The organism is Pseudomonas sp. NFACC46-3 (assembly GCF_900114515.1).
Taxonomy (GTDB): Bacteria; Pseudomonadota; Gammaproteobacteria; order Pseudomonadales; family Pseudomonadaceae; genus Aquipseudomonas; species Aquipseudomonas fluorescens_Q.
The window spans coordinates 79,278-105,173 of record NZ_FOTH01000002.1; the positions used below are offsets into that span (position 1 = coordinate 79,278).

Below are 25,896 nucleotides of genomic sequence, written 5' to 3' on the forward strand. Positions count from 1 at the left end.
AGGGAGCTTGCTCCCGCTGGGTTGCGAAGCGACCCCAACCAAGCTGAACGCGTTCTGCCTGATGCACCGCGGGGTAGGTTTTAGGGCTGCTGCGCAGCCCAGCGGGAGCAAGCTCCCTCGCCACGGGTCCTCACCCGTCTCGCCTGTCAGCGCACGGCTGAAAAATGTTACATAGTTGAAGGAACGGTCCTGACCGCACTACGACAGGGAGTCTGCCTTGGAACTAGCACCACCGTTTATCCTCCATGAAACGAGCCATTGGACAGTCAACCATCACTTGGCGTCCGCCCTACCCGGCTACCTCATGCTCGGCTCCAAGGCTCATGTGAACTCATTGGCTCAATTACCCGCGTCGGCATTAGCAGAGCTGGGTGGCCTGATGGCGCATGTCCAGAGCGTTCTTGAAACACAGCTCCACCCCAAATGGCTTTACATCAGCCGATTCGGCCACGATCCCCGCTACCCCATCCACTTCCATTTCATTCCGGTGTACGACTGGGTCGAGACGTTGTTTTGGAAAGATACGCGGTACAGGCTGCTGGAGACTTTTGGGAGTCCAGGGAATGCCCAGACAATGACCGACGGTGCGGAGCTGACGTTGTTCATTTGGCGGGAGTTTGGGGAGAGCACGACGCCGCCAGCCATTCAGGGGCCGTCGATTGAGCAAGTGATTGAATGTTTGCGCGAGTCGTTCAAGGCTCGGCCAACACCAGACCTTCCTCCAGCGCAATGGCCATGATGTCTGCTGCGGGTACGTTGACCCAGGTTAAACTGTCGGTTTCCCCCCTCAATGCAAGCCAGCGTCCAACCATTTGATAACCCAATGAATAACCGAGCCATTTGGGTTTGTCGCCGACACCGAAGAACCACTCGTTGTGATCGTAATGCCTTGATTCAAGCGCTTGTAGTCTAGCCGGTGAGCGCAAAAGATCCGCAGATGCAATGGCATACTCCCAAGGCTCTGGGTCGCTACCGAGCAAATGCCGAACAAACTGGCCGGCCAGCCCTTCGCTGACCAAAGCTTCGCCTAGAGTCCAGCCGTAGCCAGGACCGCCCATGCGCAGGCAATGATGAACCTCATGGATAACATGTCGGCGTAATGCACCGGCGCCCAGGCTGGAAAAGAAATTTGGATTGTCGGGATCAAGGGTCATGGTGAACATCGAACTGCGATACGCCCGTCCTACCAAACCCATTTCCGGAATGGTTTCGCCCGAAAGCCTCTGAATCAGAATATCGAGTCGCGGTGGGGGCATCAGGCGCGCTATGGCCTCATAAGCGGCAGCGAATTCATCAGCCAGCTTGCTGCGAAGCTCGGCCAGGCTCCCCGAGGCTTCCAGCCAGTGCAGCGTCCATTTCTCCATGACCCTCTCCTTTCAAGTACTGGCTCGACGGCACTAGGCCGCTCGCGACAGTAAATTTCCATGGCGCAGCTGTCCGTGTCGATACAGATTCGGCTGCCCTCGCCTGCCAGGTCATCTCTGGCAAAAAACTATCGCGGTTCCGTGTGCCATGGCTCAGATATTAAAGGAAAAGGCGCCTTGGCCAAGAAAAGCCCCCCCATCCCCGACCTTACGACACCCCGCCTTCAAAAAACGACTGACCGATTACCCGGGAGTGATAGTCTCGTCGATCATACTTCGCCCAAATGGAAACCTGATTCCAAGGACCTTGAAAGAGAATGGCGTGAAGATCCCGCCGCACCCTTGGAGCGTCAAGGACCTGCGCGATCTGCATCAATACATGAGTGAGGTCATTTCAAATAAATGATCTTACGGGAAACTGCCCCCTCGGCTTATCGATAACAACAGGCAATGCCCAGATTTCTCGGACCTGGGCATTGAAGTGTTTTAAAAAACACCGTCAGTAAAGCGTATTGGCAACACGCTCGGGCAGTGCCTTGTCATAAGCGTCGCCATCGACCTGCGATGGGCAGATGCGTTTGAACACCTCACCGGCCGTGGGCAGTGCGCTGCGCTCGATCTGCCGCTTTACGTCCCACAGCCCCGCCCTGATCACCGCCCTGCTGCATTGGAAATAAACACTGGTTACGGTGACTTCCAGAACGGTTCGAGGGAGTTGCCCTTTTACTGCGAAGCGGGACAACAGGGCTGGCTCGACGGATATTCTGGCCGTGCCATTCACGCGCAAGGTTTCCCCCACGCCGGGCACGAGAAAAAGCAGCGCGACCCGAGAATCCTCGACGATATTTCGCAGGGAATCGATACGGTTGTTGCCACGGCGGTCGGGCAAATACAGCGTCTTGCTGTCATGGACATGAACGAACCCCGGCGCGTCGCCCCTCGGAGACGCGTCCAGCCCTCCGGGGCCTGAGGAAGCGAGGATCGCAAAGGATGCAGCCTCTATGAAGGGCTGGTAAACCGGATGGATATGGTCGACTTCCTTGAGGATTGAGGGTTTCGCGACGGGGCCATAGAGGCTTTCCAGCGCTTGCATCGTGGTGATGTAGGCGCTGCTGCTGTCGTTGTCGCGTTCCATGCTTGTCTCCGTTGCAGGTATTTAAAAATCGTATTCAGGTGACTGACCAGACCATTGCACAGCGGCTGCCCGGTGCGTATCCGCGTTGGTATTCGGCACTCAACAGGGCCGCCAGTCGCGGCCCCAGGTCTTGGGTGGCTTGAGCCTGGAAACCCATGCGTGCATAAAACGGAGCGTTCCAGGGCACGTCAATGAATGTTGTGAGGGTGACCAGATGCAGCCCGTTGGAGCGGGCATGCTCCTGGGCAACCTCTATCAGACGCCGCCCCACGCCCCGGCCCTGCCAGGGCCGCGCGACGGATATCTCATGGATATGAAGAGCCTCGCCGTAGCGCTCGGCACTGAGAAACCCTTGCGGTGCGCTTTCGTCATCGAGGGCAACCCAGCACGTCGACAACGCAATGAGCTGGCGATGTCGCTCGACAGACATCGGCGGCGACTGCGCCACCCAGCTCAGCCCATCAATGCTTCCGAACACCAGGGCGGCGGACGCCTCGATGGCGGACAGTTTTTGTGCGTCGTCCGCAACGGCGACACGAACAGTCACAGGCATAGGTTCCCTCGGTTCTGTGAATGGACTGGCCCGATCAAGGGCCTGGCAGGCCGCGCCCATTCGTTGGCGCAGCCTGCGCAAGCATCAGCGCAATGACCCTTGTGGTCAATGCGCCTCCCTCATCAGCTCGGCCACCGCTTTCTCCAGAAAGCCCACGCAGCGTTCATCCAGCCAGGTGCCCTCGGCAAGACTGGGCTCCTGTTGCATGGCTTGGCGGATCTTCTGATGGGTGCGCGGATCGTCTCCGGCATAACCCCGGAACAGGGCGAGCCAGCGCCCGGCCAGTGCCCGCCCCTGCTCTCCAGGTCCGCACGGTCAATCCCGTGCGCTTGGCCAGTTCACCCACTCGAAGCAACATCGTTTCAACTCCTGTTTCCTTAGACGACGCCCATGCTGCAGCCTCACGTTGCGTGAGGGTCAAGCCCCGGGTGGACGACCCTCAGGGCTTGGAACGCATCCGGCCGCGGATCGCCATGTACAGGCAACCCCAGGCAATGAAGCCAACGACCACGCCTCCGACGATACCCTCCAGCAGGTTCAAGGAAAAACTGAATGGCTGCTCGGCCCAGTAGAAGGTCGTCGAGCCCGTTCGAAAGCCACTGACGCGCAGCCGTCCGGTAAAAATGGCCGGCACCAAGGTCATGATGTTGGTCAGTTCCAACACCGCAAAGAAGGCGCCCAATAGCATGAGCAAGGCTCGTGCGGGCATGCCCAGTTTCTCGGTCGGCTCAGGCGCAGGAGCGTCGCCGTTTTCCCGGCGCTGACGGGCTGCCCTTACCGCCTTGCCGCTGGTAGGGGCCGGAGTTGGCCTATAGGGCACCTTCACAACCGGCGCCGCCCCTTCGACCACCTCGGTGGGCAGCGCCACGCCCAGGTAGTCGGCCAGCTCCCGCAGCCACAAGTCCGTGCGTTGACTGCCCGGCACCACCGGAACGTTGTCGGTGGTCAGGCGGTGCGCGGTGCCATCGCGCAGTATCAGCCACAGCTGGGTGCGAGCTCGCCCAGCCTGCGGGAGGCGGCGCAGTTCGAGGAATTTGGCAGCCTCGATCTGGAAGGCCGATTGCACACGCTCGCGGCGCCCGAAAAAGTTGCGGGTCAGGCGCTTGCCTTCGCCGTCGACCCGCGACAACACCAACGTCTCGTGGACGCCGGTGTACACCACCAGCAGCAGGCCAAGGGCAGGAATCAGCAGCCACAGCAGCACCATCAATAGAGCGGACAGTGGATCCACCTCAGCCATCAACGAGGCCCCGTCAACCATCACGAACACGGCGAACGCCATTGGCAAGATAAAGGCCAACGCCCCTATCACCAACACGACCAAGCTCTGCACCACGTTGCGCGAATGGATGTGCAGGTCACCCTGCGCCGTGCGCTCGAACCGATGTCCTATCAACATGCATGACTCCTGTTGCGTTGCTTTGCAGACTGTTCGAGGGGTTGGGATGACGATTGAACGCCTCGGGCCAGGGTGGGGTTTCAGGGGGCGGAGAATACCTGATGCCCGGGAGACTCAGGAATCGGGTGGGTTTTCTGCGGTGTGAGCAATTGGTCCTACGGAAATGGATCACGTCGATTCGTTTCCTTGGAGAATTCTCATGATTCCTACGAAGGCGTCGGAATCTCTCACCTTGTTCGTCTTGGGGGCGCAAATCTATAGTTCTTTCCGTCGCCAACCATGGTGATCAGGTTTGGCGACCTGCGTATCGGATAAGCCCTCTAACCAAATGGAGCAATCCCATGCAGAGATACATCCCCATCACCGGCATCGACTGCACCCCAGCCGCCCTGCTTATCGACACCCAAGCCCCCCTTGACGTCCTGCACGCAACTGCCGATTACCGTATCCGTACCGTGACCCAGGTATTGGAAAACATCGCGTTTCGCTCCGAGATTGCCAGCGATACGGTGGTGCTTTCGGATTTCGCGCAGCTTTTGGTGATTCCGCTGCGGGATGGGTGTGATTTGCTGGAGGTGATTGGTAGGCGACTTCAGGCGCAGGTCGAAAACTAATGGAACGACGGGCGCCTGAGAGCGCCCGTTTTCACGCAACTGCAGCATACAAATAGCGCCTACTGCCAGCCAGAGCGACACCATCGGCTCTATGTTCGATGAAAAGAACCATGATCTGCAGTCAATCCTCCCATCTATCAGGAGTAGCCATATGGCTACAAATGAGACTATGATCGATAAGAAAATGTACGAGATCCACCAGACGCCCGATTTTGAGGATTGGCTTGACAGTGTGAAGGATGCTCAAGGAAAAGCGGCCATCTTGGCCCGCCTGGATCGCGCCCGAAATGGCAATTTTGGTGATTGCGAACCGGTTGGCGATGGGGTGAGCGAAATGCGTGTTTTTATCGGACCGGGGTACAGAATCTACTTTGTACGCTCGGGGACCGCAGAGTACTTGATGCTCAGCGGAAGCGATAAAACAGATCAAAAACGAGGCATTAAGAGAGCCAAAGTGATTCTTGATGCCCTGAGAGGTCAATGACATGAGCGACAAATTCAATCCTGAGGATATGCCGGTCCTTAGCCTCGGCACTACCGGTACGACTCGTTACGAGGCTTCGCGTTTTCTCGATACCCCAGAAGCTATAGCGGCTTATCTGGCTGAAAGTATGAAAGCCGATGACACAGAGAGTCTTATTCATGCGTTGGCCGAGGTCGCAAAAGCTAAAGGTGTCAATAAAGTCGCCAAAGATGCCGGAGTTAATCGTGAAAGCCTTTATAAGGTGCTGAAATCTGGAGCAAAAACGCGGTTTGAAACCATCAGGAAATTGATGACCGCGATGGGTGTGGAACTCACGGTACAACCGATTAAAACATTAGCGGTGGCTTCCAAAGCTGCGGCTCCAAAAGCTGGAAAACCACCGGTCGCTGCATCAAAACCTACAGCAAAATCCGCTGCGAAAAAACCAGCCGTACCGGCGGCTAAAACAGACGCGAAACCTGCTGCGAGAAAATCAGCTGAGGAAGCTGGGTGGGAAGCTGGGGACAGACCACGATTTTGAATCCATCTGCGAAACCTCGCACAGCTTCACGGGGCTCCCCTTTTAAGAACAAATCTGCGTTGTCGCGAATCGCTGCATGAAGCTTCGGATATAGCACCCTGAGTCCTTCAATAAGCATGAACATCTGCGATGTTGACTTCCCCCTTGACCAGTGGAAGTGCAAACATGAGTGTCAGCGTCCGGGGAAGGCACATTGCGATGCGCTAAGCTGTAATCCTTTAGGATTGAGGTCCCAGCATGGAATGTCACGTTCGTCCCGCCACGAGCAGAGATGCAGCAGCGATAAGCCGCGTAGTTATTGCCGCCCTGCGTGAGTCAAATTCACAGGACTATCCGCCTGATGTGATCGCTCAGGTTGAGCAGAGCTTTTCTCCTGAAGCCATCACCACACAGCTTACGAAGCGTAGGGTCTTCGTAGCCTTATTGGGCGAAAACATTATTGGCACTGCCGGTCTCGACGGTGATGTGGTCAGAAGTGTTTTCGTTGACCCGGCTCACCAGAAAGGCGGTATCGGGCGGCATTTGATGGATGTCATTCATACAACTGCTGCCAGCGCAGGAGTTGGAGCTGTACGTGTGCCCTCGTCGATTACAGCTGAAAGGTTTTATACAGCGTTGGGTTATCAGAAAATCCGAGAGGAGTTTCATGGGGCGGAGCGCACCATCGTTATGGAGAAGCGGCTGTAGGGTAAGCGTCCAGTTAAGTCATCTACCGATCCAGCTATCAGCATGAGGATGACTGCTTGCCGCCCATGCCGTAAGGTTCGCTACCAAAATCACCACAGCCTTCCAGTGGTGGCAATACAGCAAAGAGAGCGAACAATGAACACCTTCAGATCATCAATCCAAAACGTAGCTGCGGCCATAGGCCTCATCGCAGCAGTGACAGTCGGGGGATGCGTGATGATCCCTTATGACACGCCGGAATCAAAAGCCCAAATCCAGCGCGATCTGAAAATTGCACCATCGGATATTCAAGCCGTGTCGGAAACGAACTGGTGCTTGTTCCCATATGGAAGCGAAGGCAGCTGCAAAGCCACTCAAGGCCTGGGAGTGTTGACCAGCAAAGGCCTGATCCTCAGTCTCTACAACAACCACACCTACACTGAAACCGCACGCATCCTCCCAGAACAAGTGCAGTGCGTGAAGACAGTTGGTGGTCGCACTGGAGTCGAACCGTTCGTTGTATTCACCAAAGACCGAGCGATCATGCTCGCCGTCATTACGCCTGGTGGACAAATGAATGTGCCTGTGAAAGTCAGTTTCTTTGATTACCTGACGAAGCCAGGGCAGCAAGTCTTCACTGGAGCGGATGGCGGATATGTGCGCAAGTCGGGTCGACAGCAAACCGTAGGCGGAATGGTGTCAGGCACTGCCATTCCGTGGCATACAACACTCGACGTAACCGAGGTTTTTAACCCTTGCCAGCAGGTTACAGATTAACAAGGAGTGGTGCGTTCCCTCGCAAGCGGTGCGCGCAGGCCGAAGCCCGTAGGTATGAAGGATGAAGCCGGAAGGGCCGAGACGCCCCGGTGGCTCGGCTCGCGACAGCCGCCCTCGTGAAGCTGGTGAGGCTGGGGACAGGCCACGATTTTGAATTCACCTGCAAAAAAGGAAACAGATTTTTTATCAGAAAAACAAATCTGTTCCTTTCTCCAGAATACCGTACGAGTAGAAGCAGCAAGCGTGGCGCGAGGCGCAAGTAGCGAAGGGTATTGCCCTCAAAAAGCACAGGGGTCGGCGGATGTTTGCCGCCCTCCCCCGGCGCCGAGTGATCAAGCGCCAGGTGAGTCAACGGCAGAGGAGTCAATTGGTACAGCCCGTACCTATAACCTGGCACTCCATGATGTGCCGATCGCCCTTGGAGTCGTCGTAAGTCATCCGCACCGGCACTACGTCGCAGATATTGGGTATTGGAGTCATCGCCACAATGTGCGCGATATCCAGGTTCTGAGAGTAACGATAGGGCTCGACCCTAACTTGCGCTGCCTGAGTATCCTGTTCATCGGCCATGGCGACAGAGCCAAGGCAGCCCAGGAATAAAACGAGTAACAGTCTCATAGCAATCACCTGCAATGAGGGCGTGAGAAGGCCAAAGCACTCAATTTGTGCTCAGTCGTAATAAAGGTTTGGGGTGTAGCCCGGTCGCCGCCAGACGCCGGGCTGACTTACATCAGAAAGGCTTGGTAGGCAGGTACTTGCCGTCCAGGGTGATCACGGCACGATGGCCGCCCTCCGGATCTTCGACTTTCTTGATGTCCAGCTTGAAGTTGATGGCACTGATGATGCCGTCGCCGAACTTTTCGTGAACCAGAGCTTTGAGGGTGGTGCCGTATACCGAGATCATCTCGTAGAAACGGTAGATGGTCGGATCGGAAGGTACGCCGTCAAAAAAGCTGCCGCGAATTGGCATCGATTGCAGCAAGGCGATCTGATCAGCATCGAGGTCGAGTTTCCTGCCCACGACATTGGCGGCGCTGGCAGGCAGCGGATGCTGGCCGAGCAAGGCAGCAGTGACGAAGGCTTCGGACAAGCCGGTGCCGTCAACGATTTCGGCGAAGGACAGGTCTTTGCGAGCCTTAGCCAGAATGATGGTTTCAGTCAGCTCCTGGCGAGCGGTGCGTGTGGCTTGAGTCTGGATCATGGCGTATCTCCTGGGTTAGCAAGGGTGCAGGTACAGGCTTCAGGCAACGTGCCTGGCTTGTTGGGAAACGGCGTGAACTTCGGAGTTCTCCGCGAGGGACACGAAGATCCCGGTACTGCCATCGAAGGCGTCGATACGCCCGCTCTCGATGTCATAGACCCAACCATGCAGGGTCAGGCGGCCTTCTTCGAGAGCCAGGCGAACGGATGGGTGTGTCTGGATGTTGGCCAACTGCGCGATGACGTTTTCGCGCACCATGGACGCTACTTTGCTCGGCAGATCCGGGTGTTTGCGGGCTTCGTTAACGACCTTGGCCGAGTCGGCGTAACGGAGCCATCCGGCGACGGCAGGCATGTGATCCAGACACTTGCAAGTTGCCACAGCGGTCATCGCGCCGCAGTCGGAGTGGCCGCATACCACGATGTCTGCGACCTGAAGTGCGGCGACTGCGTATTCAACCGAGGCCGAAACGCCACCCGGCTCTGGCCCATACGACGGCACGATGTTGCCGGCATTTCGAATGACAAACAGATCGCCTGGCTCGCGCTGGGTGACTAGTTCCGGCACCAAGCGGCTATCAGAACAGGAGATGAACAGCGCTCTCGGGCTCTGCTGATTGGCCAGGTCCTTGAACAATTTGGCTCGCTTAGGGAAGGCGTTTCTTTGGAATTTCAGAAAACCGTCGATGATCGCTTTCATGGTTGCTGTCTCAATGTCGCGGGTGTGAAACAAAGACTAAGCAACGCGTTACATAAGGTAAAAGTCTCATTTATTATGAGATGGATCAGATTACCTTATGGCAAAAACCATGCTTGCTCGGCACGTCCAATATTTCCTCGCGGTTGCGGAACATCTCAGTTTTACGAAGGCCGCAGCGGCGCTGCACGTCTCTCAGCCAGCCCTTTCGCAGCAGGTGAGGCAGTTGGAAGAAAGCCTTGGAGCCCAGTTGTTCGACCGCTCAGGACGCACAACCCGTTTGACTGACGCGGGAGACGTCTATCTTCTGTATGCGCGCCGTGCTTATCAGCAATTGCGGGAAGCCAAAAGCGCCATCCATGATGTGAGCGACCTCACCCGCGGCTCATTACGCCTGGCCGTGACGCCGACGTTCACGACCTATCTGGTGGGGCCGGTGATCGAAGCATTTCACTCCCGGCATCCTAAAATCACTCTCAACCTGAAGGAGATTTCCCAAGAGCGCATTGAGGAGCAGCTTTTGGCAGGAGATTTGGACGCGGGGATCGCGTTCGATGAAATAAATACACCGAACATTGATGCCGTCCCTTTGCTGAACGAAACCCTCGCTTTGGTGGTGAGTCGCAAACACCGCTTGGCCGAGGAGCGGTCCATTGGATTGCAGGACCTGAATGCTGAATCCCTGATTCTGCTCAGTCCAGAGTTTGCAACCCGCGAACAAATCGACCGCTACTTCCGCAAACACGCGATTCATCCTCAGGTGCAGATGGAGGCTAATGCCCTCGGCGCCGTGATCGAAATTGTTCGCAGGACAAATCTATCGACTTTGTTGCCTGCCAAAATAGCGTTGGCCCATGATGATCTGGTGGCTATCGCACTGGAGCCCGAGCGCTTGCAACGCACCGCCGTCCTTATGCGGCGCAAGGATGCCTTTCAGAGCGCAGCGATGCGAGTTTTCATCGAGGTGGCTAAAGAGGTATCCATTCAACTGAACGTGTAATACCTGTGCTCGTCGAGCTTGACGGGGCTGAGCCGAGCCTGTGCCGTGTTGATAGCAGGCTTGTTGGAAAACAACAGACTGCCCCTTTTTTCGGAACGCTGCTGTCCGCACGAAGATATGCTCGGACGCTGCGATTGCAGTGGCGGTTTCTGGCTGGCTCCAGCCGGTCTAGGGAAAGGGGGCAGATTTATTATCAGAAAAAATAAGCCTGTCCCATTTTTTTGTCCCGTTTTTTTCCATTACAACATTAGCGGTGACTTCCAAAGCTGCGGCTCCAAAAGCTGGAAAAACACCGGTCGCCGCATCAAAACCTATAGCAAAATCCTCTGCGAGAAAATCAGCTGCGGTCAAGCTTGGCGCATCGGAAGACCTCCAAACCTGCCCGGTGCTGGCAATACAAATAACAAAAGGGGGCCCGATAAGGGAACGAAACTATTTTCAAGCAAATAAATCAGTCCCCTTTTTTACTTGGACATCACCGCGGCGTACGCAGGGCTATCGCGTGGTGCGCGCAGCGCTCTCTACAAAGGCACCTGAGCACTTGGCGCCGCGCAATGAGGCGAAGCATGGACTTCGCGTACGCTAACGTTATGCCTGAACCAATGCATTAACGAACCACTCGTAGAGTGCCTGTGGGTGGTATTGGGGAAAATACGCAGCTAGCACGGTTGAAGTTACAAGCACCAGAACCACCAACAGCGCGGTAAGTAGCTTTACCAACGTCGAGAGAGGTGGATTGGGCGGGCCGTATTTATTAATCGCTTTACGCCCCGGAAGCATGATGAGCGGAAGCGTTATCACAAAGCCGATAACAGGGAACACCCAGAGAATTCCCCATATCGGACTCCAGCCTAGATCACGTGCCCTACGTACCAGTAGAGACACGTCGAGCAGGATGGCAGGAACGACAACGGTGACACCGACTATCAGCAAAACCACCAGTTGATGGCGCAACCCCACCATAAAGAACGACAGCAAAATGCACGGAAGAACCAGCACCAAGGGCACACGAATCAGCCAGAAGCGCGCCAGAGAAATACGCCCGGAAAAATCAAAAATCCTGGGTTTTGAAAACGTGACAACCTCGTCGTCAATCAGTTGGGCGTCGCCCAGTTGGTATGGGTTTTCGATTTCGCTGCTGATGCTGCCGAAAACGGGTTCTATCCTTGCCATTTAGTGCTATTTCCTTGTGTTTGATGGTGCTATTCACGTCACAACGTTTACGCTTGGTATCTAATCGAAGGCCGGCATCAAACTCAAGAGGAAACGCTATCGTGTAAGGGGGGCTGTGCGCACCACAGCATGTGGGGGTCTGTCGCATGGTGCGCGCAGTACACCTTATGAAGTGTTTTGCCGCTAGTAAGAAGGCGGGTCATGTCCCTACTCTGAACGACGGCTTCTGGCCGACTCCTGCCTAGCAAAAGGCTCCAATCGACCTAATCACAGCAATAACAACAGAGGCCGCAAATGCAGCCTCTCGGAGCGCCTGGCGAAATCGCCTTTAGCGTGTTTCCACACAGCTTGCAACGGCACCTCCTTAATCGTGAGCAACCTCAGAAATCAACAGTAGCCGACACCTTCAGCGTACGCGGTGCACCTTGAGTCAAATAACCACCATTAGCCGAGGCCCAGTAATTCTCATCGGCAACATTCTCCAGCATCGCGTTGAAGGTCACCCCGCGGCCATCCATTTTCGTCCGATAGCGCGCGCCCAGGTCGACACGGGTCCAGGCGGGGATGCTGTATTCGTTGGCGCTGTCAACGAACTGGCCGCCGGTGCGCAGTAGCAGGCCGTTCAGGCTCACCCCGGGCAAGCCGGGCACATCCCAGTCGGCGCCCAGATTGAACTGGAATTTCGGCACCCCCACCGCCTGGTTACCATCGTCGCGACCGCCGGTGGTGCCGCTAAGTTCGGCTTTGGTCCAGGTGGCGCCGCTCAGGAGGCGCAGGCCGTCCAGCGGTTCGCCGAACAGGCTCAGTTCCACGCCGCGGTTGCGCTGCTCGGCATCCACCCGGTAGTAGCCGTCGCCGCCGAGCACGCCTTGCGGCTGCTCGATGCGGAACAGGCTGAGGCTGCCGCCGAAGGTGCCCCAATCGAGCTTGGCGCCCACCTCGGTCTGCTTGGAGCGATAGGGCGCGAACATCTCGCCGTTGTTGAGCGCGGCGGCCGGCGCGGTCGGGCCCTGTTGCAGCGACTCGACGCGGTTGGCATAGAGCGACAGGAACTCGGTGGGCTTGATCACCAGGCCATAGGCCGGCGTGGTGATGCTTTCCTGATAGCTGGAGGTGCGGACACCGCTGGCCGCGCTCCAGGCATCAGCGCCGATGGATTGGCGGCGCACACCCAGGGTCAGCAGCACGCGGTCGTCGAGCAAGCCCAGGGTATCGGACACCGCCAGGCTACGGTTCTGCACCTTGGCGGTGGTGTCCGGGTCGTGGATATCGCCGGAGACGCTGGTGGCCGGCGGCTCGGCGACGGGCTGGCCGTCATACAGATTGCCGAAGCCGCGACTGCCCGCCGCGGTGGACTCGAACGCGTTGCGCTTCTCCTGCCAGATACCGTTGGCGGCCAGGTTGATGCGGTGGCTGACCGGCCCGGTGGCGAGTTCGCCGCGCAGCCCGGTGACGGCGCTGAGGGTTTCCTGGTCCAGCGGCGAATAGAGGCGGCCGATACGGGCGTCGCCATTCGCGCCATAGACGTAGTTGGAGGCGTAGACGCCGTTCTCCCGCGTGTATTTGCCGCCGGCGCTCAGGTAGGCGGTCCATGTGGGCGACAGGTCGTACTCGGCGCTGAACATGCCATAGGTGTCTTCGAGCTGCGACCAGCTCCAGGGTTGCGCGTAGTTGTGGTCGGCGTCGGGTGCCGACGGCGTCTTGCCGTTGAGTGTGCTGGTGGGCCCCGTCGTGGTCAGGTAGACCACCGAGCGTCCCTCATTGACCCGTTGCTTCTGGTAACCGAGGTCCGCGGACAGGCGCAGACGGTCACCGCGGTAATCCAGACCGAGGGTGGCCAGGCTGAAGCGCGAGTGCTCATCGTCCACCGCGGTCTCGCCCTCGCGCTGGGCCAGGTTCACCCGCACGCCGAAGCGGTTGTCCTCGCCGAAGCGCTGGCCCAGGTCGAGGTGCCCACCCACTCGGCTGTCGCTGGCATAGTCCAGGGTGGCGCTGCGCGTGGGGGTGTCCTCGGCACGCTTGGAGACCACGTTGATCGCCCCGCCGACACCGCTGCCCGACGGCGATACACCATTGACAAAGGCGTTGGCCCCCTTGAACACCTCGACCCGCTCGACCGACTCGGTGGAGATGATCTGGCGCGGCAGAATGCCGTACAGGCCGTTGAAGGCAATGTCGTCGCTGAACAGCTGGAACCCGCGCACGACGAACACTTGGGAGAAGTTGCCAAAGCCAAACGACTGACGCACGCCCGGATCGCTGGCCAGTACATCGGCCAGGGTCTGCGCCTGGCGCTTCTCGATCAGCTCGGAGGTGTAGCTGGAGAAAGCGAAGGGCACATCTTGCATGTCCTGGTTGCCCAGCACGCCGATGCGGGCACCGCGCGCCGCCTCCCCGCCGGCGTACTCGGCCGGCAGGTCGACACGGTCTTCGGCGAGCCCACTGATAGTGGTCGGGCCCAGCTCCAGCACGCCCTGCTCGGGCTGCGGCACCAGGGTGATGGTGCCGTCGTTGCCGGCCTGGAAGGTCAGGCCGCTGCCCTCCAGCAACCGCTGCAGGCCGTCGACCACCGAATAGTCGCCCTTGAGCGCCGGCACCATGGCGCTGCCACGAGTCAGACCAGCGTCATAGAGCAACCGCACGTTGGCCTGCTCGGCGAAATCGGTGAGTGCCGCGTCGAGCCGCTGGGCAGGCACGTCGAGCTCGACGGCTCGCGCCTGTGCGGCGGCCATGGCCAGGGGAAGAACGGCTAGCGCCGCGAGGAAGGAAGTCGACCGCATGCTGATGTCCTTGGCTTTCAATACGAAGAAGTCGCATTTGCAGGAACGGAAGACGAAGGCGGCGATGATTTCTGAACCATCGCCGCCTAAATATTTTCTTTTTTTGAAGGTACAGGCGCGGCGCGGGGCTCAGCGGGACGTGACCAGGATCAACCCCGGCAGGCGCACCAGACGCACAGGCAAGGTGGTTTCCACAGCGCTCAACACCGCCTGTGGGTCGTCAAGGGCGAACACGCCGGTCACCTGTAGCCGGCGAGCGGCTTCGTCGACAAACAGCACTCGCGCAGACTGGCTGCGCTCAAGCTCGGCGAACACTTGCTCCAGCGGCTGGTCGCGGAACACCAGCTTGCCGCGCTGCCAGCTCAAGCGCTGGCGCGCATCCAGTGCCTGCGGCGCCTGCAGCGCCCCGCCGCGCCACTGCACCTGCTGCCCGCCGACCACGGGCAGCGGTTCGCTTCCCTCGCTGGAGGCCAACACGCGGCCGTCGCTTACCGCAAGGTCGACACCGCCCTCCTCCAGACGCACATCGAAGCGCGTGCCAGTGACGCGGATGCGCGCCTCGCCGGCCCTGACAGTGAACGGTCGAGCCGGGTCATGGGCGACCTGGAAATCCGCCTCGCCGCGGTACAGCCTGACCTCGCGGCGACCGTCGACAAACTGCCAGTCCAGCGCCGAATCGCCGTTGAGGGTCAGCAGCGAACCATCGGCCAGCCGCACCTCGCGCACCTCCCCCGGTTGGGTGCTGATGTCGGCATACAGGCCAATCCAGGTGCCACGCGGTAACCACAGGGCGAGCAACAGCATCGCAGCGCAGGCAAGCGGGGCCGCCCACAGTCGATGGCGACGTATCACGCGTACCTGGGGCTGCTCGGCCGGACGTTCTATCTGGCCGAGCAACGACCACAGCCCTTCCACCTCACGCAACGCCTGCTCGTGCTCGGGCGCCGCCTGGCGCCAGGCCTGCGCGGCATCGCGATCGGCAGCGGTGGCGCGGCCAGAATGCAGCAGCACCTGCCATTGTCGGGCCTGGTCGAGAAGCGAAGGATGATTCACGGCTGCGGGTCCATCTGCTGCTGGCAGTGTTCGAGGGCCTTCAGGATATAGCGTCCGGCCATGCTTTCCGAGACACCCAGGCGCTCGCCGATCTCACGCTGGGTCAGCCCGTCCAGGCGATTCCACAACAACGCCTGGCGCAGGTGCGGGGGCAAACCCTCGACCACGCGCTGCAGTCGCTCCAGGCGCTGGGTGTCGCTTGCCGCTCGCTCCGGACCCGGCTGGGCACTGACCAATTCGATGGATAGCTCCTCCTCGACGGGGCGGGATTTTTGCTGGCGGCGGTAGTCGATGATCAGGTTGCGCGCGATGCGATAGAGGAACGCACGAAGGTTGCCGATCTCCTGCCCGGATTCGCGCCTGCGAAAGCGCAGCCAAGTCTCCTGGCGCAGGTCGGCCGCCAGTTCTGCGCACTTCACCTGCCGTGTGAGGAAGTGCAGCAGCTCGCTCGAATGGCTCTCGAACTGGCCGTCGGTGGAATGAGGATCGGATGGCCTGGACACGCAAGCGACTCAAGCGAGGAGGAGTCGCGAGAATATATCAGATGATAATGACTTTCAATTACTGACAGGCCTGCGGCATTTCGTCCTCCTTTTCCAGTATGGCCATCCCTGGAACGACCCTATCGTCGCCGCTGCTGGCAACCAGACTGAACCCTGTCTATTGTTTTTGGCGACGCAATAGCTATCGGAGGCATGGACATGAATCAGAGCATTTCGCCCGCCGCTTCAGCCGTGGGGAAAACAGGCATGGTCGCCACGTCCTTGTGGGGCTCGGACAAAATCGGCGGTATCACGGTCGATCCGGACGGTGCTATCTGGCTTGGCGCCTATAGTCGCCTGGGACTCGGCGGCGAAGAGGATTCAGGCTTCACCGGCAGCCTGGTCCGGTTCAATGCCAACGGTAGCCTGGACCGCCACTTCAGTGGCGACGGTAAATCCCTCCTGCCTGTGGCGCTCGATATCGAGGACGGCGGTAATGCCGCGGTGCAGCCGGGAGGGGGTTACCTGGTGGCGCAATACGTGAAAGTAGGCGACACCTGGGTGTCGGGCGTAAGCCGTACCTTGGCTGACGGCAGCCTCGATACGAGTTTCGGGAATGGCGGCACCGCGACAGTGCCTTTCTACTGGAATGACTCTCTAGGCCAGCAAGCGTCGTTCTCCGTGCAACGCGACGGCAGTTTTTTCGCCAGCGCCGCGTATCCCTCTGGGGAGATCTATATCGCCCGCTTCGACGCGACGGGGGCCTTGGTCTCGTCTTTCGCAGAGGCCGGGATCCTGCACCTGCCAGCGTCCGTCGGCATTCAACCCAGCCGCACGATCGACGTTTCGCTGCAGGGAGACGGGAAGGTATTGGTCACGGGGCAAGATACCCTGACCCGCCTCAACCAGGACGGTACCCTGGACAGCAGCTTTGCCAACGGCGGCAGCCTGGCCCTGGATGTTCACGCAGACGCCCTCGTCCTCCAGGATGACGGCAAAATTCTCCTGGCGGGCGCCTCGGGCGGCGTGGCGACCGTCATCCGGCTCAACGCCGATGGCTCGCTCGACACCGATTTCGGTAATCAGGGTCGGGTAAGTTGGGGCTCGCAAAGCGCGCCTTTCGCCGTAGCCGACATGGTCGTACTGGCCGACGGCAAGCTGTTGATTGGCGGAAGCCAAGGTACAAGCGCGGACGGCTATCTGGCCGCCCTGGTCCAGTTGAACCCCGACGGCAGCCTGGACCACAGCTTTGGCAATCCCGACGACGGCTATTACCACCTTGACGGTGGCCGCGATGATGACTTCTTGCTCGGCACCGCCTCGTTCGACGATGCGATCTTCGGCGGGGCCGGCAACGATCTGCTCGATGGCCAGCAAGGTCGCGACCTGCTGACGGGCGGTGCCGGGGCCGATACGTTCCGCTACCAGTCAGTCACAGACAGTTACCGAACCGCAACCGCGGCCCATAGCGACCGCATCACCGACTTCGACCCCAGCACCGATACGATCGACCTCGCCTCCCTGGGCTTCCTCGGGCTGGGCAATGGACATGACGGAACGCTGGCGATTCGAGTCAATGAAAGCGGGACGCGGACCTACCTCAAGAGTTTCGATGCCAACGCGGATGGGGAACGCTTCGAAGTGGTCTTCGACGGTGACTGGAGCCAAGCGCTGAATGAAACCAACCTCCTGTTCCAGCCAGCCAGGCTGATGGGCACCGAAGAGGCCGATCGTTTACAAGGCAACGCTCGCGGCGAAATCATCGAAGGATTCGCGGGCGATGATCGCCTTCATGGAGCGCTAGGCAATGATGTATTGGTTGGCGCAGAGGGCCGGGACCTATTGACGGGTGGCGGCAACAACGATGTGTTCCGCTTCGACGTACTGAGCGACAGCTACCGTACCGCCACCGAAAACCACACTGATCGCCTGGTTGACTATACCGCGGGTGAAGACACGATCGATTTGTCCGCCTTGGGCTTTACCCGGCTGGGAAACGGTTACAACGGCACGCTGGACGTGGTTTTCAATGAAACCAAGAACCTGACTTACTTGAAGAGCTACGAAGCCGACGCCTCTGGGGCTCGATTCGAGTTGAGCTTGGTCGGGGACCACTCCGGTTACCGTGACTTGGACATCACTTTCGCCGAGCCCCCGGCAGAGGAGGTCTTTCAGTTGATCGGAGTGGCTGACTTATGGGTGTAGAACGCAAACATTTGCGCTGGCGGCAGCTTCAAATAGGCGGCGCTATCTGCCCGGCAGGGATTCCACAATCCGTCGGGGCCAGGGGCATCGTCTCAGAGTGCTGGACCTCTTCCAGAAGCGTATGCAGTAGCGATTGCATTGGTTTCTCCCAGATGTCGACATGACTAGGAATAACACCCCTCGTGGCGCGAATATTGTAAATAGGAAATCGGTGGGGAATGTGCGTGCCGGCCTCTCCACGGTCTATGAAATGCCCGTCAGCTACCTCTGCGCAATCGGCGCTACTATCACACCGGGTAAGCTCCAGCTTGCCGTCGATGCACATGCTCAGCGGCCTCCCATTGCCTGCAAAGGAGAAGGTGGTTGCTCGATCTGAACAACTGCTGACCGTCTTCAGTTGATGCGTAATGTATGGAGTGTAGTGCCCTATCGCGGTGACATCCTGTTCCTTGTAGGCGCCATCTGGATATCCTTGAAAAATGGTCCCTAGATGGCGGCCTATCTTAAAAAAGAAGCCTGTAGCGGAATCAGCTTTGGAGGTAATGATCATTAGCCGCGGCTTCTGCTCATCAGGGTATTCGAAGTTCCGCGCATAACTATAGATCGGTCGCAACCGCATGGCTTCGAAGGCCGGGTTTATCAGCACCACGAGGTCAGCAATTGGTGTGTACTGCTTGCTCCGCTGGCAGTCCCGACGAATCTGTTCGGCAATGCCATCCGACAGAGCGGAATAGAGGATGGCCCCACCGAAGCTATGCCCTATTACTAGGAGCCGCGATGTCGGGTTTCGACTACGAATATCGGAGAGGGTGCGTAACAGCTCCGTCACTCCACCAGCGTTGCCGATGGTGTGAGCTGTGTTTTTGCGATCCCAGAAAGTACCCAGATAGCTGGGGCCATAGCCTAGTACCGAATCTGAGTTGATCGACTCCCCACGCCAGCCAACGTAGATACCGACAGCTGGCTTGCCCTGCTTAACCTCTTTGACCAGGTTGCGGAAGTTCGTTATGTCGGAATCGTCAATCTTGGCATTGTGATGCCAACCGTGGATGTAGACGACCATCATCCCCCCATGCTCGGCAACAGCTTTTGCCGCCGTAAGCCCAGCGTTGAATTGGTTGCGACTTTCCGCGTTCCCAAACTCATCGAACTCAACAAAGTTGACGCACCGATCCCCCCCCGTGCATTCCATCGAAGGGGCAAGCTTAAGTGCGGGAATCGTTCTCCCTTTCTCATAGTGGATCACACCGGTTGGGTCGGGAGGAGCGTCCCGTAGGGTTCTGTAAGGGGTATTGGGCGTGCACCCAGAGAACAGTAGAGCTAGTCCAAGAAAGGTGAGGTATCGAACGATAAGCATGTTTCCTCCGTGAAAATTGGTTACCCCAGCCTTCAGTACATCGAGGAGAGCTTCTTGGGGTTGGATACTAAATGCTGAATGGCTACGATTACGGCGATCGCATGATTCATCATTAACAATCTGGGCATCGATAATCGCAGCGTGATGCAGCAGCCCCCCCACGCCAATACTTGAAGATTACAAATCAAGTAACCCGCCCCCCTGAGCAGCTTCTAAAATTACGCTGACTCGACACACTCGTCCAACTTCGCCATCAGTTCATTTTTTTCAGCAGCGGGAACTGCCTGTCGCGCACTAATCACTCTGTCTAACGCCGTCCGCTTATCTTCATTCAACGTATCGATTTTCTCCTTCAGCAGATCCGCACGACTTCTCGTTAAGTCTTTCTGCCCCTCATCGTCCGTAGCTACTATTTGTCTATTTAGAGATTCAAACTCACCCTGACTCATTTGTATCTCATCCGTCAACCTCTGCACTTCATCTTCAGCTAGAGCCAGCTCAACTTCAGCCGCGCGCTTATTACCGGCAGCTGTCTGGCCCCTTTCAAATGCCAGCTTGAGCGCATCAACATCGGGAGCCATGAGTTCAAGGCTCCACTGAGCATCAAAAAGCTTGTCCACAGTTTTATTTATTTTTTCGTTTACTTCCGTAATCTCCGCCAAAGTTATCGCCCTGTAAGGGGTAATTCTATTTCTCAGACATCTAATTGAGTCATAGGCCTGACGATAGTTATGCGCCTGAACATCAAATTGATATCTTTGTGAATAAATAGACGATGCAGCCGCCAGACCAGCACCTCCGTAGATCGCTCCACTTTTCTCAAAAAAACCGCCAACCACGCCCACAACGGCACCTAAAGCAGTCCCGTCGCTGGATGTATAAGATTTCGTTCTATATTCGATTGCTGTCTTCTTAAACGATTGTTCATACAGCTTTAAAGATCTAATCAAATCACCGTAATTTTCAGCGGGATCTAGCCCACCGATAGTTTTATCAGGGTTATTTTTTACCTCACTGGAGGAGCCGTCTCCTGCAACAACCACGGAGTACTCCGACGGTTCCTTCAGCGGAATTGGATTATTAGAGCACCCCGGAATTACGATTACAGCAACTACAGTTAAAGCCCTATACTCCATGAAATGACTTCTGGACATTCCGTTGTTCTCCTAAGTTCGCACCAGACTCAGGGTAGCCCATAGCCATCACCACGTCAAAGCGCCCGCTTAAAAATGTAAAGCCTCGAAGTTTTCACTTTCTCCAACTATGCAATTGTGTGATTTTTCAAGCGATACTGGTTTTACACATTATTACCTCCCTACTGATTTTCGTCGCTTTTTCTCCGAACTCCTCTCTCTGATGACTCTATTGCCGTGAGGGCTCCTCTCGCCCTAACCCCAACGAACTGAAGCTCTCAATATCTAGATGCAGAGTCTCCACCTAGAGCAATAACCTCCGATATCACGATGTAGCCGGAAATGAAGTTCTTGGCACCGTTCTGGCTGGGTACGACGGCCATCGAGGATGGCTGTACTCGGTGGCGGTGCATCCTGCGCATCGTAGAAAAGGCTTAAGGGGCAAACATGGTGCATGCCTCTGGCGCCTTGACTGCCCAAGGTGAATGAAGATCAACGTGCAGATTGTCCCCCCACTGCGCATCGCCTCCTCCAACCGCAACAAACTTTATCGCTCAGATGAATCCTGCGACAATTAATGCGAATTACTCTCACAAGCATTAGCATCCAAGGATCCATTCATGTCGACTCGCACCACCCCGCCGCGTCACTTCACTCCTGCCCGCAATCTTCTGGCCATGGCTATCTGCATGATCTCCATGGCCCCCGCCTACGCCGATGACAACACCATCACCCCACCCGCCACCCTGGAACTAGACGCAACCGAGGTCTCCGGCAGTGGCCAACTGGGGAATACCACGGAAGGCACCGAGTCCTACACCACTGGCGCGATGTCGACCGCGACCAAACTCCCGCTGACGATGCGTGAAACCCCACAGGCCGTCACCGTCATTACGCGCCAGCGCATGGATGACCAGGTGATGACCGACATCAACGACGTGGTCAAGGCGACGCCCGGTTTGTTCCTGGACTTTTCCTCTGGTCCTGGTCGGCAGACCTACAAGGCGCGCGGTTTTGAAATCGACAACTTGATGTATGACGGCATCCCGAGTGGCTACAACGGCGTTAACGTTGGCGCCCAGCCTAACCTGGCCATGTTCGATCGGGTCGAGGTGGTGCGCGGTGCCACCGGCCTGGTGACGGGTGCAGGCAACCCTTCGGCCGCCATCAACCTGATTCGCAAGCGGCCATTGGCCGAGCAAAAAGTCACCCTGACCGGTGCCGCCGGCAGTTGGGACGACTACCGTGGCGAGGTCGATGCCTCCAGCCCGCTCAACGACAGCGGCACGCTGCGCGGCCGGGTCGTGACCTCTTATCAGGACGCCAACAGCTTCATCGACAATGTCGAAGAAGATCATGGCCTGTTCTATGCGGTCACCGAAGCGGACTTGAGCGAAGACACCACCCTGACCCTGGGTTTTTCCCACCAGAAGGACAAGACCAATTACTTCTGGGGCTCTTCGATGATCGGCCAGGACGGCCATCATCTGGATCTGCCACGTTCCTACAATCCGGGCACGGATTGGGAGAACAAGGATCAGGAGATCAACACCGTATTCGCCGAAGTCCGTCATCGCCTGGCCAACGACTGGAACCTTCAGGTCAACGCCAACTACGCCGAACAGAACGCGTTATTCTCCGGCTCTTACCAATCGCGCTGGGTCAACAACACACTGGCCCGCACGGTTTACCAGGCCGACTTCGATGAAAACCAGGCCGGCATAGACGCCTTTGCCAGTGGGCCCTTCGCAGCGTTCGGGCGTACCCATGAACTGGTGGTGGGCGCCAGCAAGCGCATCTACGACATGACCACCCACAACTACAGCCCGTACGACACCAACTGGCCGCTCAATGCGGGTAAACCGGACTTCGTCCACACCAGCAACCAGCGCGAAGTGACCACTCAGGACGGCGTCTACCTCACCACACGCCTGAGCCTGGCGGACCCGTTGAAGCTGATTCTCGGCGGGCGCCTGGACTGGTACGACTACGATAACCGGGATGGCGACGGCGACTACAAGGTAACCCGTAACCTCACCCGTTACGCCGGCTTGATCTACGACCTGGACGAACATCATTCGGTCTACGTCAGCTACAGCGATATCTTCACGCCGCAGAGTTCCAAGGATACTTCCGGTAGCCCGGTCAAGCCGATCGCCGGCAAAAACTACGAGGTCGGCATCAAGGGCGAATATTTTGATGGCGCGCTGAATGCGAGCGTGGCGCTGTTCCGCGTCGACCAGGAAAACCGCGCCGTGCAGCTGTTTACCGCAAACTGCCCACAGGCAACCTGCTACGAAGCCTCCGGCGAGATTCGCAGCCAGGGTATCGACTTCGAACTGCAAGGCGCCTTGACCGAAAACTGGCAAGTCGGCGGTGGCTACACCTACGCGCGCACACACACCATCAAGGATGCCGCGAACCCGCAGAACGTAAACAAGCAGTTCGACACCGACACGCCGGAGCATCTGTTCAAGCTGACCACCAGCTACCACTTCCAGGGCCCGCTGGAAAAACTGCGCGTGGGCGGCAACGTCTCCTGGCAGAGCCGTATGTACAACGACATCTCGCTGGCTGATGGCAGCACATACCGCCTCGAACAAGGCAGCTACGCGATCACCGATGTGATGGCCGGCTACCGGGTCAGCCAGAACCTGGACTTGCAGGTTAACGCCAACAACATCTTCGACCGCAAGTACTACTCGACCATCGCCAACTCCGTGAGCTACGGCGGTGATTCCTACGGCAATCCTCGCAACATGATGTTGACCGCCAAGTACAGTTTCTAGAAAGCAGAAAAAGGGGACGTAACTTGGAGCGCCCCCTTTCAACCCAAAGCAGTGCACTTGCGACCATCCTTATGGTCTACCGGAAGCCGCAAATGGCACCACCTGCCTACCTCTGCGCTAGAGAGACAATCACATGAAAATGGCTGCCATTTTTGTACTCACCTGGATTGGCTTCACCTCAGCGGGCGCATTTGCCGGTGATCGGAACCAGGACTATCGAGAGGCAAACAGGCGCCACTGGGAACACCAGCGCGAAATGGATAGAGCAGCAGACAGGAAACACCGCGAGCGCCATCAAGCGAGGGAGCGGGAAGAACGCAAGCATTATGAAGAAATGGAGCGAGAAGAAGCCAGGCGTAGAGCGCAGTACTATCAAGAGCGGTAGAACGTCTGCCGCGATTGGCTTCATCAGGCGCCTGATTCTGTCACTGCCTATATATCCGGAATTGAACTGACCTGTAGCATGCCAGAGACCTATACCTCAGCAGAAATCCGGATCAGACTATAACTTGACAGCCGTGGCCTGACCCGACTCTGCGATTTTGGCGTGATCTAGTTACCTTTTACAAATATCTGGAAAAACCAAGCTTGAAAGTTCCTTGAAATTCTTAGCATCAAGAAAACTCATGTCCTGCTTCGCGATCACGCGTCCAGGATAGCTTTTTTTCTTTCTGTCAAAAGTTGTGGAAACGAAGCCATGGTTACCGACCATTTTAAGCGCCTTTGAAATACGCTCAGGATAGCTCTTGCCTGCCCACTTCCGCAGGGTATCTTCTGGCGCACCACGCAAGTTCAGCTCCTCGCAAACGGCCTCTTGAACAAATCTACTAAGATCACAGGATGCGATTAGCCGAGCATCAATTGCGGCTAGATACCGCATGAGTATGGAGACGAGTGTAGAAATATCCTTAAGAGATGGCTCGCTCTTAGAACTGTATCGCTCAAGGGTTTTTTCGAAGTCTATACCGGCATGCTCGGCAGCCAGATACTCCTTATCCGCGATCAAGTCCGAAACGACCTTGGGATCTAGCGGATCCGTATCCATGTCGTGTACGAGTACATTGCGCCATGCAACCAATAGGACCACAGCCGAGTGATAGGACGGTCTTAGAGGAATGGCGGAAATGGCAGGTCCGTTCAAGGTTTGAGCGTGGGAAAAAAGCCCACCACAACGAGCATTCAACGATAGCGTTTTTTGTTTGCCACAGAACTTTTCCGAAAAATCACGCAGGACAGATTTGATCTCGGATGGGCGATCGATGACTTCATTCAGTCGCGTCTCGAGCATTGATATGCCGCTTGGCGTGAGCGCCTGGCCCCTTTGGGTAATCTGAGGCTCTTTTCTCAGCACTGAACGTAAGGTCATATCAGCCAATGGGCTCGGACCAACGCCTAAGTCTTCAAGGTAATGATCCAAGGCATCACAGGCCGTTACCATCAAAGACTTTATTGCAAACCCTCTTGCCTCACGCTCAGCCTGGATGAGATCACCAGGAGCCCAGCTAACAGCAAGATCCTTGGGTTTCAACGCTATTCCTGCACCGACCCCGCATAAACCAATCACGACACTGTTCAGGTTTCGCACCGGATTGCCAAGCTTGGTACGGAACAGCTTCAAAGCTCGCGTACGTAAAATTATAGTGCTCGTCATATTGCTGCTTAACGTGAAGTAGGCCGGATTCGAACCGGCATGGAGAAAACTTCTTCTCCCCCGCGGATAATGTAAAGCCGAAGCTTAAGTAAAGGGCGGGTGAGCTTACCGATGCTCAACTACTCCGCCGCGGATAGTACCAACTCAACTGAGTGATATCAACTCAACATCACTCAGAATGAGCCCGCTTCGGCCTCCGGGCAACGTTCGTTTGAGTGCCGCCATACAACCAAGCACAGTACTATTTGCAATCAGCTAATGAAAACGGACCTTTCCTTGAACAAGAAACAACGCGACGACATCAGCAAGCTCCTCAGCTACGTACTACGCCACGCCCCCGAATCCATGGGGCTAGTCCTGGACCGCGACGGTTGGGCCGACATTGATAATCTGATTTCGAACGCCCACCAACATGGCCATACCTTCGACTACCAGATGCTGCACGAGGTGGTCGAGACCAACGAAAAGAAGCGTTTCACGCTCTCTGAAGATGGCCAACGCATTCGAGCCGCACAAGGTCACAGCACCGGGCAGGTCCAGGTGCAACACGTCGAAAAAACACCACCTGCCCAGCTCTATCATGGAACCGCCAGCCGCTTCATGGCCTCCATCGAGGTGCAGGGCTTGATCCCAGGCAGTCGGCACCATGTCCATCTGACTGAAAGTCCCGAAACGGCAATGGCCGTCGGCAAGCGCTATGGACAACCTGTTCTACTCGCTGTTGATGTACAGGGTATGAAACAGGCAGGGGTTCGGTTCTTTCAGGCGGACAATGGCGTTTGGCTTGTGGAGTCGGTACCTGCGGCCTACTTGAAGACGGTAGAGGATAAAACTCATACATGAATGGGTCCGTGTTATACCTTT

The 25,896-nt window shown here is 57.2% G+C and carries 26 protein-coding genes, 1 tRNA gene and 2 pseudogenes; 13 read left to right on the top strand and 16 right to left on the bottom strand.

Features of this window, described 5'->3' with window-relative positions:
- Positions 1 to 217: 217 nt before the first annotated feature.
- A complete protein-coding gene (locus BM300_RS04045; RefSeq protein WP_092462083.1) occupies positions 218 to 739 on the top strand; it encodes an HIT family protein in 522 nt (173 codons plus the stop codon).
- Here the strand turns inward: BM300_RS04045 and BM300_RS04050 are convergent.
- Positions 693 to 1,364: a DUF2268 domain-containing putative Zn-dependent protease gene (locus BM300_RS04050; protein WP_092462085.1), complete on the bottom strand. Its 672-nt coding sequence runs from the start codon at positions 1,362 to 1,364 to the stop codon at positions 693 to 695. The genes BM300_RS04045 and BM300_RS04050 overlap by 47 nt on opposite strands.
- Before the next feature lie 60 nt (positions 1,365 to 1,424).
- Here BM300_RS04050 and BM300_RS31270 point away from each other — a divergent pair.
- Positions 1,425 to 1,770 (top strand): annotated as a pseudogene (locus tag BM300_RS31270) (cytochrome c).
- 93 nt (positions 1,771 to 1,863) lie between these two features.
- Here the strand turns inward: BM300_RS31270 and BM300_RS04060 are convergent.
- From BM300_RS04060 to BM300_RS04070, 3 genes are all read right to left on the bottom strand, one after another.
- A complete protein-coding gene (locus tag BM300_RS04060; protein ID WP_092462087.1) occupies positions 1,864 to 2,499 on the bottom strand; it encodes a pyridoxamine 5'-phosphate oxidase family protein in 636 nt (211 codons plus the stop codon).
- A 34-nt stretch (positions 2,500 to 2,533) separates the two neighbouring features.
- A complete protein-coding gene (locus BM300_RS04065; RefSeq protein WP_092346252.1) occupies positions 2,534 to 3,052 on the bottom strand; it encodes a GNAT family N-acetyltransferase in 519 nt (172 codons plus the stop codon).
- 439 nt (positions 3,053 to 3,491) lie between these two features.
- Positions 3,492 to 4,451 (bottom strand): hypothetical protein, encoded by a 960-nt coding sequence (locus BM300_RS04070; protein WP_092346250.1) that lies wholly within the window; start codon positions 4,449 to 4,451, stop codon positions 3,492 to 3,494.
- Between the two features lie 341 nt (positions 4,452 to 4,792).
- On the opposite strand from BM300_RS04070, the gene BM300_RS04075 reads away from it, so the two are divergent.
- The 5 genes from BM300_RS04075 to BM300_RS04095 all read left to right on the top strand — a co-directional run bounded on the left by BM300_RS04075 (position 4,793) and on the right by BM300_RS04095 (position 7,512).
- Entirely contained in the window at positions 4,793 to 5,065 is a 273-nt protein-coding gene (locus BM300_RS04075) for a hypothetical protein (protein WP_063320592.1), read from the top strand.
- A gap of 169 nt (positions 5,066 to 5,234) precedes the next feature.
- Positions 5,235 to 5,549 (top strand): type II toxin-antitoxin system RelE/ParE family toxin, encoded by a 315-nt coding sequence (locus tag BM300_RS04080; protein ID WP_092144732.1) that lies wholly within the window; start codon positions 5,235 to 5,237, stop codon positions 5,547 to 5,549.
- 1 nt (position 5,550) lies between these two features.
- On the top strand, positions 5,551 to 6,069 hold the full coding sequence (locus BM300_RS31520; protein WP_092144647.1) for an addiction module antidote protein: 519 nt from the start codon (positions 5,551 to 5,553) through the stop codon (positions 6,067 to 6,069).
- 237 nt (positions 6,070 to 6,306) lie between these two features.
- Positions 6,307 to 6,756, top strand: coding sequence for a GNAT family N-acetyltransferase (locus BM300_RS04090; protein WP_092144645.1), 450 nt, complete (start codon positions 6,307 to 6,309; stop codon positions 6,754 to 6,756).
- A 135-nt stretch (positions 6,757 to 6,891) separates the two neighbouring features.
- Entirely contained in the window at positions 6,892 to 7,512 is a 621-nt protein-coding gene (locus BM300_RS04095; RefSeq protein ID WP_092144643.1) for a hypothetical protein, read from the top strand.
- Between the two features lie 363 nt (positions 7,513 to 7,875).
- On the opposite strand, the gene BM300_RS04100 is transcribed toward BM300_RS04095, so the two are convergent.
- From BM300_RS04100 to BM300_RS04110, 3 genes are all read right to left on the bottom strand, one after another.
- Positions 7,876 to 8,130, bottom strand: a complete 255-nt coding sequence (locus tag BM300_RS04100) for a DUF2790 domain-containing protein (RefSeq protein ID WP_092346248.1) — start codon at positions 8,128 to 8,130, stop codon at positions 7,876 to 7,878.
- A 112-nt stretch (positions 8,131 to 8,242) separates the two neighbouring features.
- Positions 8,243 to 8,713 carry a cyanase gene (gene cynS / locus BM300_RS04105; protein WP_063320589.1) on the bottom strand — a complete coding sequence of 157 codons (471 nt, stop codon included), beginning with the start codon at positions 8,711 to 8,713 and terminating at the stop codon, positions 8,243 to 8,245.
- 39 nt (positions 8,714 to 8,752) lie between these two features.
- The gene (locus BM300_RS04110; RefSeq protein ID WP_092346246.1) at positions 8,753 to 9,412 is read right to left on the bottom strand and encodes a carbonic anhydrase; all 660 of its coding nucleotides are present in this window, start codon (positions 9,410 to 9,412) and stop codon (positions 8,753 to 8,755) included.
- Positions 9,413 to 9,521: 109 nt separating this feature from the next.
- Here BM300_RS04110 and cynR point away from each other — a divergent pair, with 109 nt between their 5' ends.
- Complete coding sequence (gene cynR / locus BM300_RS04115) at positions 9,522 to 10,409, top strand: transcriptional regulator CynR (protein ID WP_092144730.1); 888 nt, start codon at positions 9,522 to 9,524, stop codon at positions 10,407 to 10,409.
- Between the two features lie 168 nt (positions 10,410 to 10,577).
- Here the strand turns inward: cynR and BM300_RS30970 are convergent, their stop codons facing one another.
- The 5 genes from BM300_RS30970 to BM300_RS04135 form a co-directional block, all read right to left on the bottom strand.
- The gene (locus BM300_RS30970) at positions 10,578 to 10,760 is read right to left on the bottom strand and encodes a hypothetical protein (protein WP_158265806.1); all 183 of its coding nucleotides are present in this window, start codon (positions 10,758 to 10,760) and stop codon (positions 10,578 to 10,580) included.
- 237 nt (positions 10,761 to 10,997) lie between these two features.
- Positions 10,998 to 11,582, bottom strand: a complete 585-nt coding sequence (locus BM300_RS04120) for a DUF805 domain-containing protein (RefSeq protein WP_092346244.1) — start codon at positions 11,580 to 11,582, stop codon at positions 10,998 to 11,000.
- A 380-nt stretch (positions 11,583 to 11,962) separates the two neighbouring features.
- A complete protein-coding gene (locus tag BM300_RS04125; RefSeq protein WP_092346242.1) occupies positions 11,963 to 14,362 on the bottom strand; it encodes a TonB-dependent receptor in 2,400 nt (799 codons plus the stop codon).
- A gap of 129 nt (positions 14,363 to 14,491) precedes the next feature.
- Entirely contained in the window at positions 14,492 to 15,415 is a 924-nt protein-coding gene (locus BM300_RS04130) for a FecR family protein (RefSeq protein WP_092346240.1), read from the bottom strand.
- Positions 15,412 to 15,918 (bottom strand): RNA polymerase sigma factor, encoded by a 507-nt coding sequence (locus BM300_RS04135; protein ID WP_092346238.1) that lies wholly within the window; start codon positions 15,916 to 15,918, stop codon positions 15,412 to 15,414. Before BM300_RS04135 ends, BM300_RS04130 begins: the two co-directional genes overlap by 4 nt.
- 198 nt (positions 15,919 to 16,116) lie before the next feature.
- On the opposite strand from BM300_RS04135, the gene BM300_RS04140 reads away from it, so the two are divergent.
- On the top strand, positions 16,117 to 18,102 hold the full coding sequence (locus BM300_RS04140) for a M10 family metallopeptidase C-terminal domain-containing protein (RefSeq protein ID WP_092462089.1): 1,986 nt from the start codon (positions 16,117 to 16,119) through the stop codon (positions 18,100 to 18,102).
- A 28-nt stretch (positions 18,103 to 18,130) separates the two neighbouring features.
- On the opposite strand, the gene BM300_RS04145 is transcribed toward BM300_RS04140, so the two are convergent.
- A complete protein-coding gene (locus tag BM300_RS04145; RefSeq protein ID WP_092346234.1) occupies positions 18,131 to 19,459 on the bottom strand; it encodes an alpha/beta hydrolase in 1,329 nt (442 codons plus the stop codon).
- Positions 19,460 to 19,677: 218 nt separating this feature from the next.
- Positions 19,678 to 20,613 carry an Atg14 domain-containing protein gene (locus tag BM300_RS29905; protein ID WP_092346232.1) on the bottom strand — a complete coding sequence of 312 codons (936 nt, stop codon included), beginning with the start codon at positions 20,611 to 20,613 and terminating at the stop codon, positions 19,678 to 19,680.
- Between the two features lie 326 nt (positions 20,614 to 20,939).
- On the opposite strand from BM300_RS29905, the pseudogene BM300_RS31635 reads away from it, so the two are divergent.
- From BM300_RS31635 to BM300_RS04165, 3 genes and pseudogenes are all read left to right on the top strand, one after another.
- Positions 20,940 to 21,077: pseudogene (locus tag BM300_RS31635) on the top strand (GNAT family N-acetyltransferase); the annotation flags it as partial.
- Between the two features lie 135 nt (positions 21,078 to 21,212).
- Complete coding sequence (locus BM300_RS04160; RefSeq protein WP_092462093.1) at positions 21,213 to 23,381, top strand: TonB-dependent siderophore receptor; 2,169 nt, start codon at positions 21,213 to 21,215, stop codon at positions 23,379 to 23,381.
- A 133-nt stretch (positions 23,382 to 23,514) separates the two neighbouring features.
- Complete coding sequence (locus BM300_RS04165) at positions 23,515 to 23,766, top strand: hypothetical protein (RefSeq protein WP_092346228.1); 252 nt, start codon at positions 23,515 to 23,517, stop codon at positions 23,764 to 23,766.
- Positions 23,767 to 23,937: 171 nt separating this feature from the next.
- Here the strand turns inward: BM300_RS04165 and BM300_RS04170 are convergent, their stop codons facing one another.
- Both BM300_RS04170 and BM300_RS30975 read right to left on the bottom strand, forming a co-directional pair.
- Positions 23,938 to 24,999, bottom strand: coding sequence for a hypothetical protein (locus BM300_RS04170; RefSeq protein ID WP_170862012.1), 1,062 nt, complete (start codon positions 24,997 to 24,999; stop codon positions 23,938 to 23,940).
- Between the two features lie 47 nt (positions 25,000 to 25,046).
- A tRNA-OTHER gene (locus BM300_RS30975) sits at positions 25,047 to 25,158 on the bottom strand.
- A gap of 150 nt (positions 25,159 to 25,308) precedes the next feature.
- On the opposite strand from BM300_RS30975, the gene BM300_RS04175 reads away from it, so the two are divergent.
- The gene (locus BM300_RS04175) at positions 25,309 to 25,875 is read left to right on the top strand and encodes an RNA 2'-phosphotransferase (protein ID WP_086936753.1); all 567 of its coding nucleotides are present in this window, start codon (positions 25,309 to 25,311) and stop codon (positions 25,873 to 25,875) included.
- The last annotated feature ends 21 nt before the right edge of the window (positions 25,876 to 25,896 follow it).

What these genes read in the sequence shown, in the direction of transcription:
- BM300_RS04050 (WP_092462085.1), bottom strand. Translation starts at nt 1,364, where the DNA reads ATGGAGAAATGGACGCTGCACTGGCTGGAAGCCTCGGGGAGCCTGGCC.
- BM300_RS04060 (WP_092462087.1), bottom strand. Translation starts at nt 2,499, where the DNA reads ATGGAACGCGACAACGACAGCAGCAGCGCCTACATCACCACGATGCAA.
- BM300_RS04065 (WP_092346252.1), bottom strand. Translation starts at nt 3,052, where the DNA reads ATGCCTGTGACTGTTCGTGTCGCCGTTGCGGACGACGCACAAAAACTG.
- BM300_RS04070 (WP_092346250.1), bottom strand. Translation starts at nt 4,451, where the DNA reads ATGTTGATAGGACATCGGTTCGAGCGCACGGCGCAGGGTGACCTGCAC.
- BM300_RS04075 (WP_063320592.1), top strand. Translation starts at nt 4,793, where the DNA reads ATGCAGAGATACATCCCCATCACCGGCATCGACTGCACCCCAGCCGCC.
- BM300_RS04080 (WP_092144732.1), top strand. Translation starts at nt 5,235, where the DNA reads ATGATCGATAAGAAAATGTACGAGATCCACCAGACGCCCGATTTTGAG.
- BM300_RS31520 (WP_092144647.1), top strand. Translation starts at nt 5,551, where the DNA reads ATGAGCGACAAATTCAATCCTGAGGATATGCCGGTCCTTAGCCTCGGC.
- BM300_RS04090 (WP_092144645.1), top strand. Translation starts at nt 6,307, where the DNA reads ATGGAATGTCACGTTCGTCCCGCCACGAGCAGAGATGCAGCAGCGATA.
- BM300_RS04095 (WP_092144643.1), top strand. Translation starts at nt 6,892, where the DNA reads ATGAACACCTTCAGATCATCAATCCAAAACGTAGCTGCGGCCATAGGC.
- BM300_RS04100 (WP_092346248.1), bottom strand. Translation starts at nt 8,130, where the DNA reads ATGAGACTGTTACTCGTTTTATTCCTGGGCTGCCTTGGCTCTGTCGCC.
- cynS (WP_063320589.1), bottom strand. Translation starts at nt 8,713, where the DNA reads ATGATCCAGACTCAAGCCACACGCACCGCTCGCCAGGAGCTGACTGAA.
- BM300_RS04110 (WP_092346246.1), bottom strand. Translation starts at nt 9,412, where the DNA reads ATGAAAGCGATCATCGACGGTTTTCTGAAATTCCAAAGAAACGCCTTC.
- cynR (WP_092144730.1), top strand. Translation starts at nt 9,522, where the DNA reads ATGCTTGCTCGGCACGTCCAATATTTCCTCGCGGTTGCGGAACATCTC.
- BM300_RS04120 (WP_092346244.1), bottom strand. Translation starts at nt 11,582, where the DNA reads ATGGCAAGGATAGAACCCGTTTTCGGCAGCATCAGCAGCGAAATCGAA.
- BM300_RS04125 (WP_092346242.1), bottom strand. Translation starts at nt 14,362, where the DNA reads ATGCGGTCGACTTCCTTCCTCGCGGCGCTAGCCGTTCTTCCCCTGGCC.
- BM300_RS04140 (WP_092462089.1), top strand. Translation starts at nt 16,117, where the DNA reads ATGAATCAGAGCATTTCGCCCGCCGCTTCAGCCGTGGGGAAAACAGGC.
- BM300_RS04145 (WP_092346234.1), bottom strand. Translation starts at nt 19,459, where the DNA reads ATGCTTATCGTTCGATACCTCACCTTTCTTGGACTAGCTCTACTGTTC.
- BM300_RS29905 (WP_092346232.1), bottom strand. Translation starts at nt 20,613, where the DNA reads ATGTCCAGAAGTCATTTCATGGAGTATAGGGCTTTAACTGTAGTTGCT.
- BM300_RS04160 (WP_092462093.1), top strand. Translation starts at nt 21,213, where the DNA reads ATGTCGACTCGCACCACCCCGCCGCGTCACTTCACTCCTGCCCGCAAT.
- BM300_RS04165 (WP_092346228.1), top strand. Translation starts at nt 23,515, where the DNA reads ATGAAAATGGCTGCCATTTTTGTACTCACCTGGATTGGCTTCACCTCA.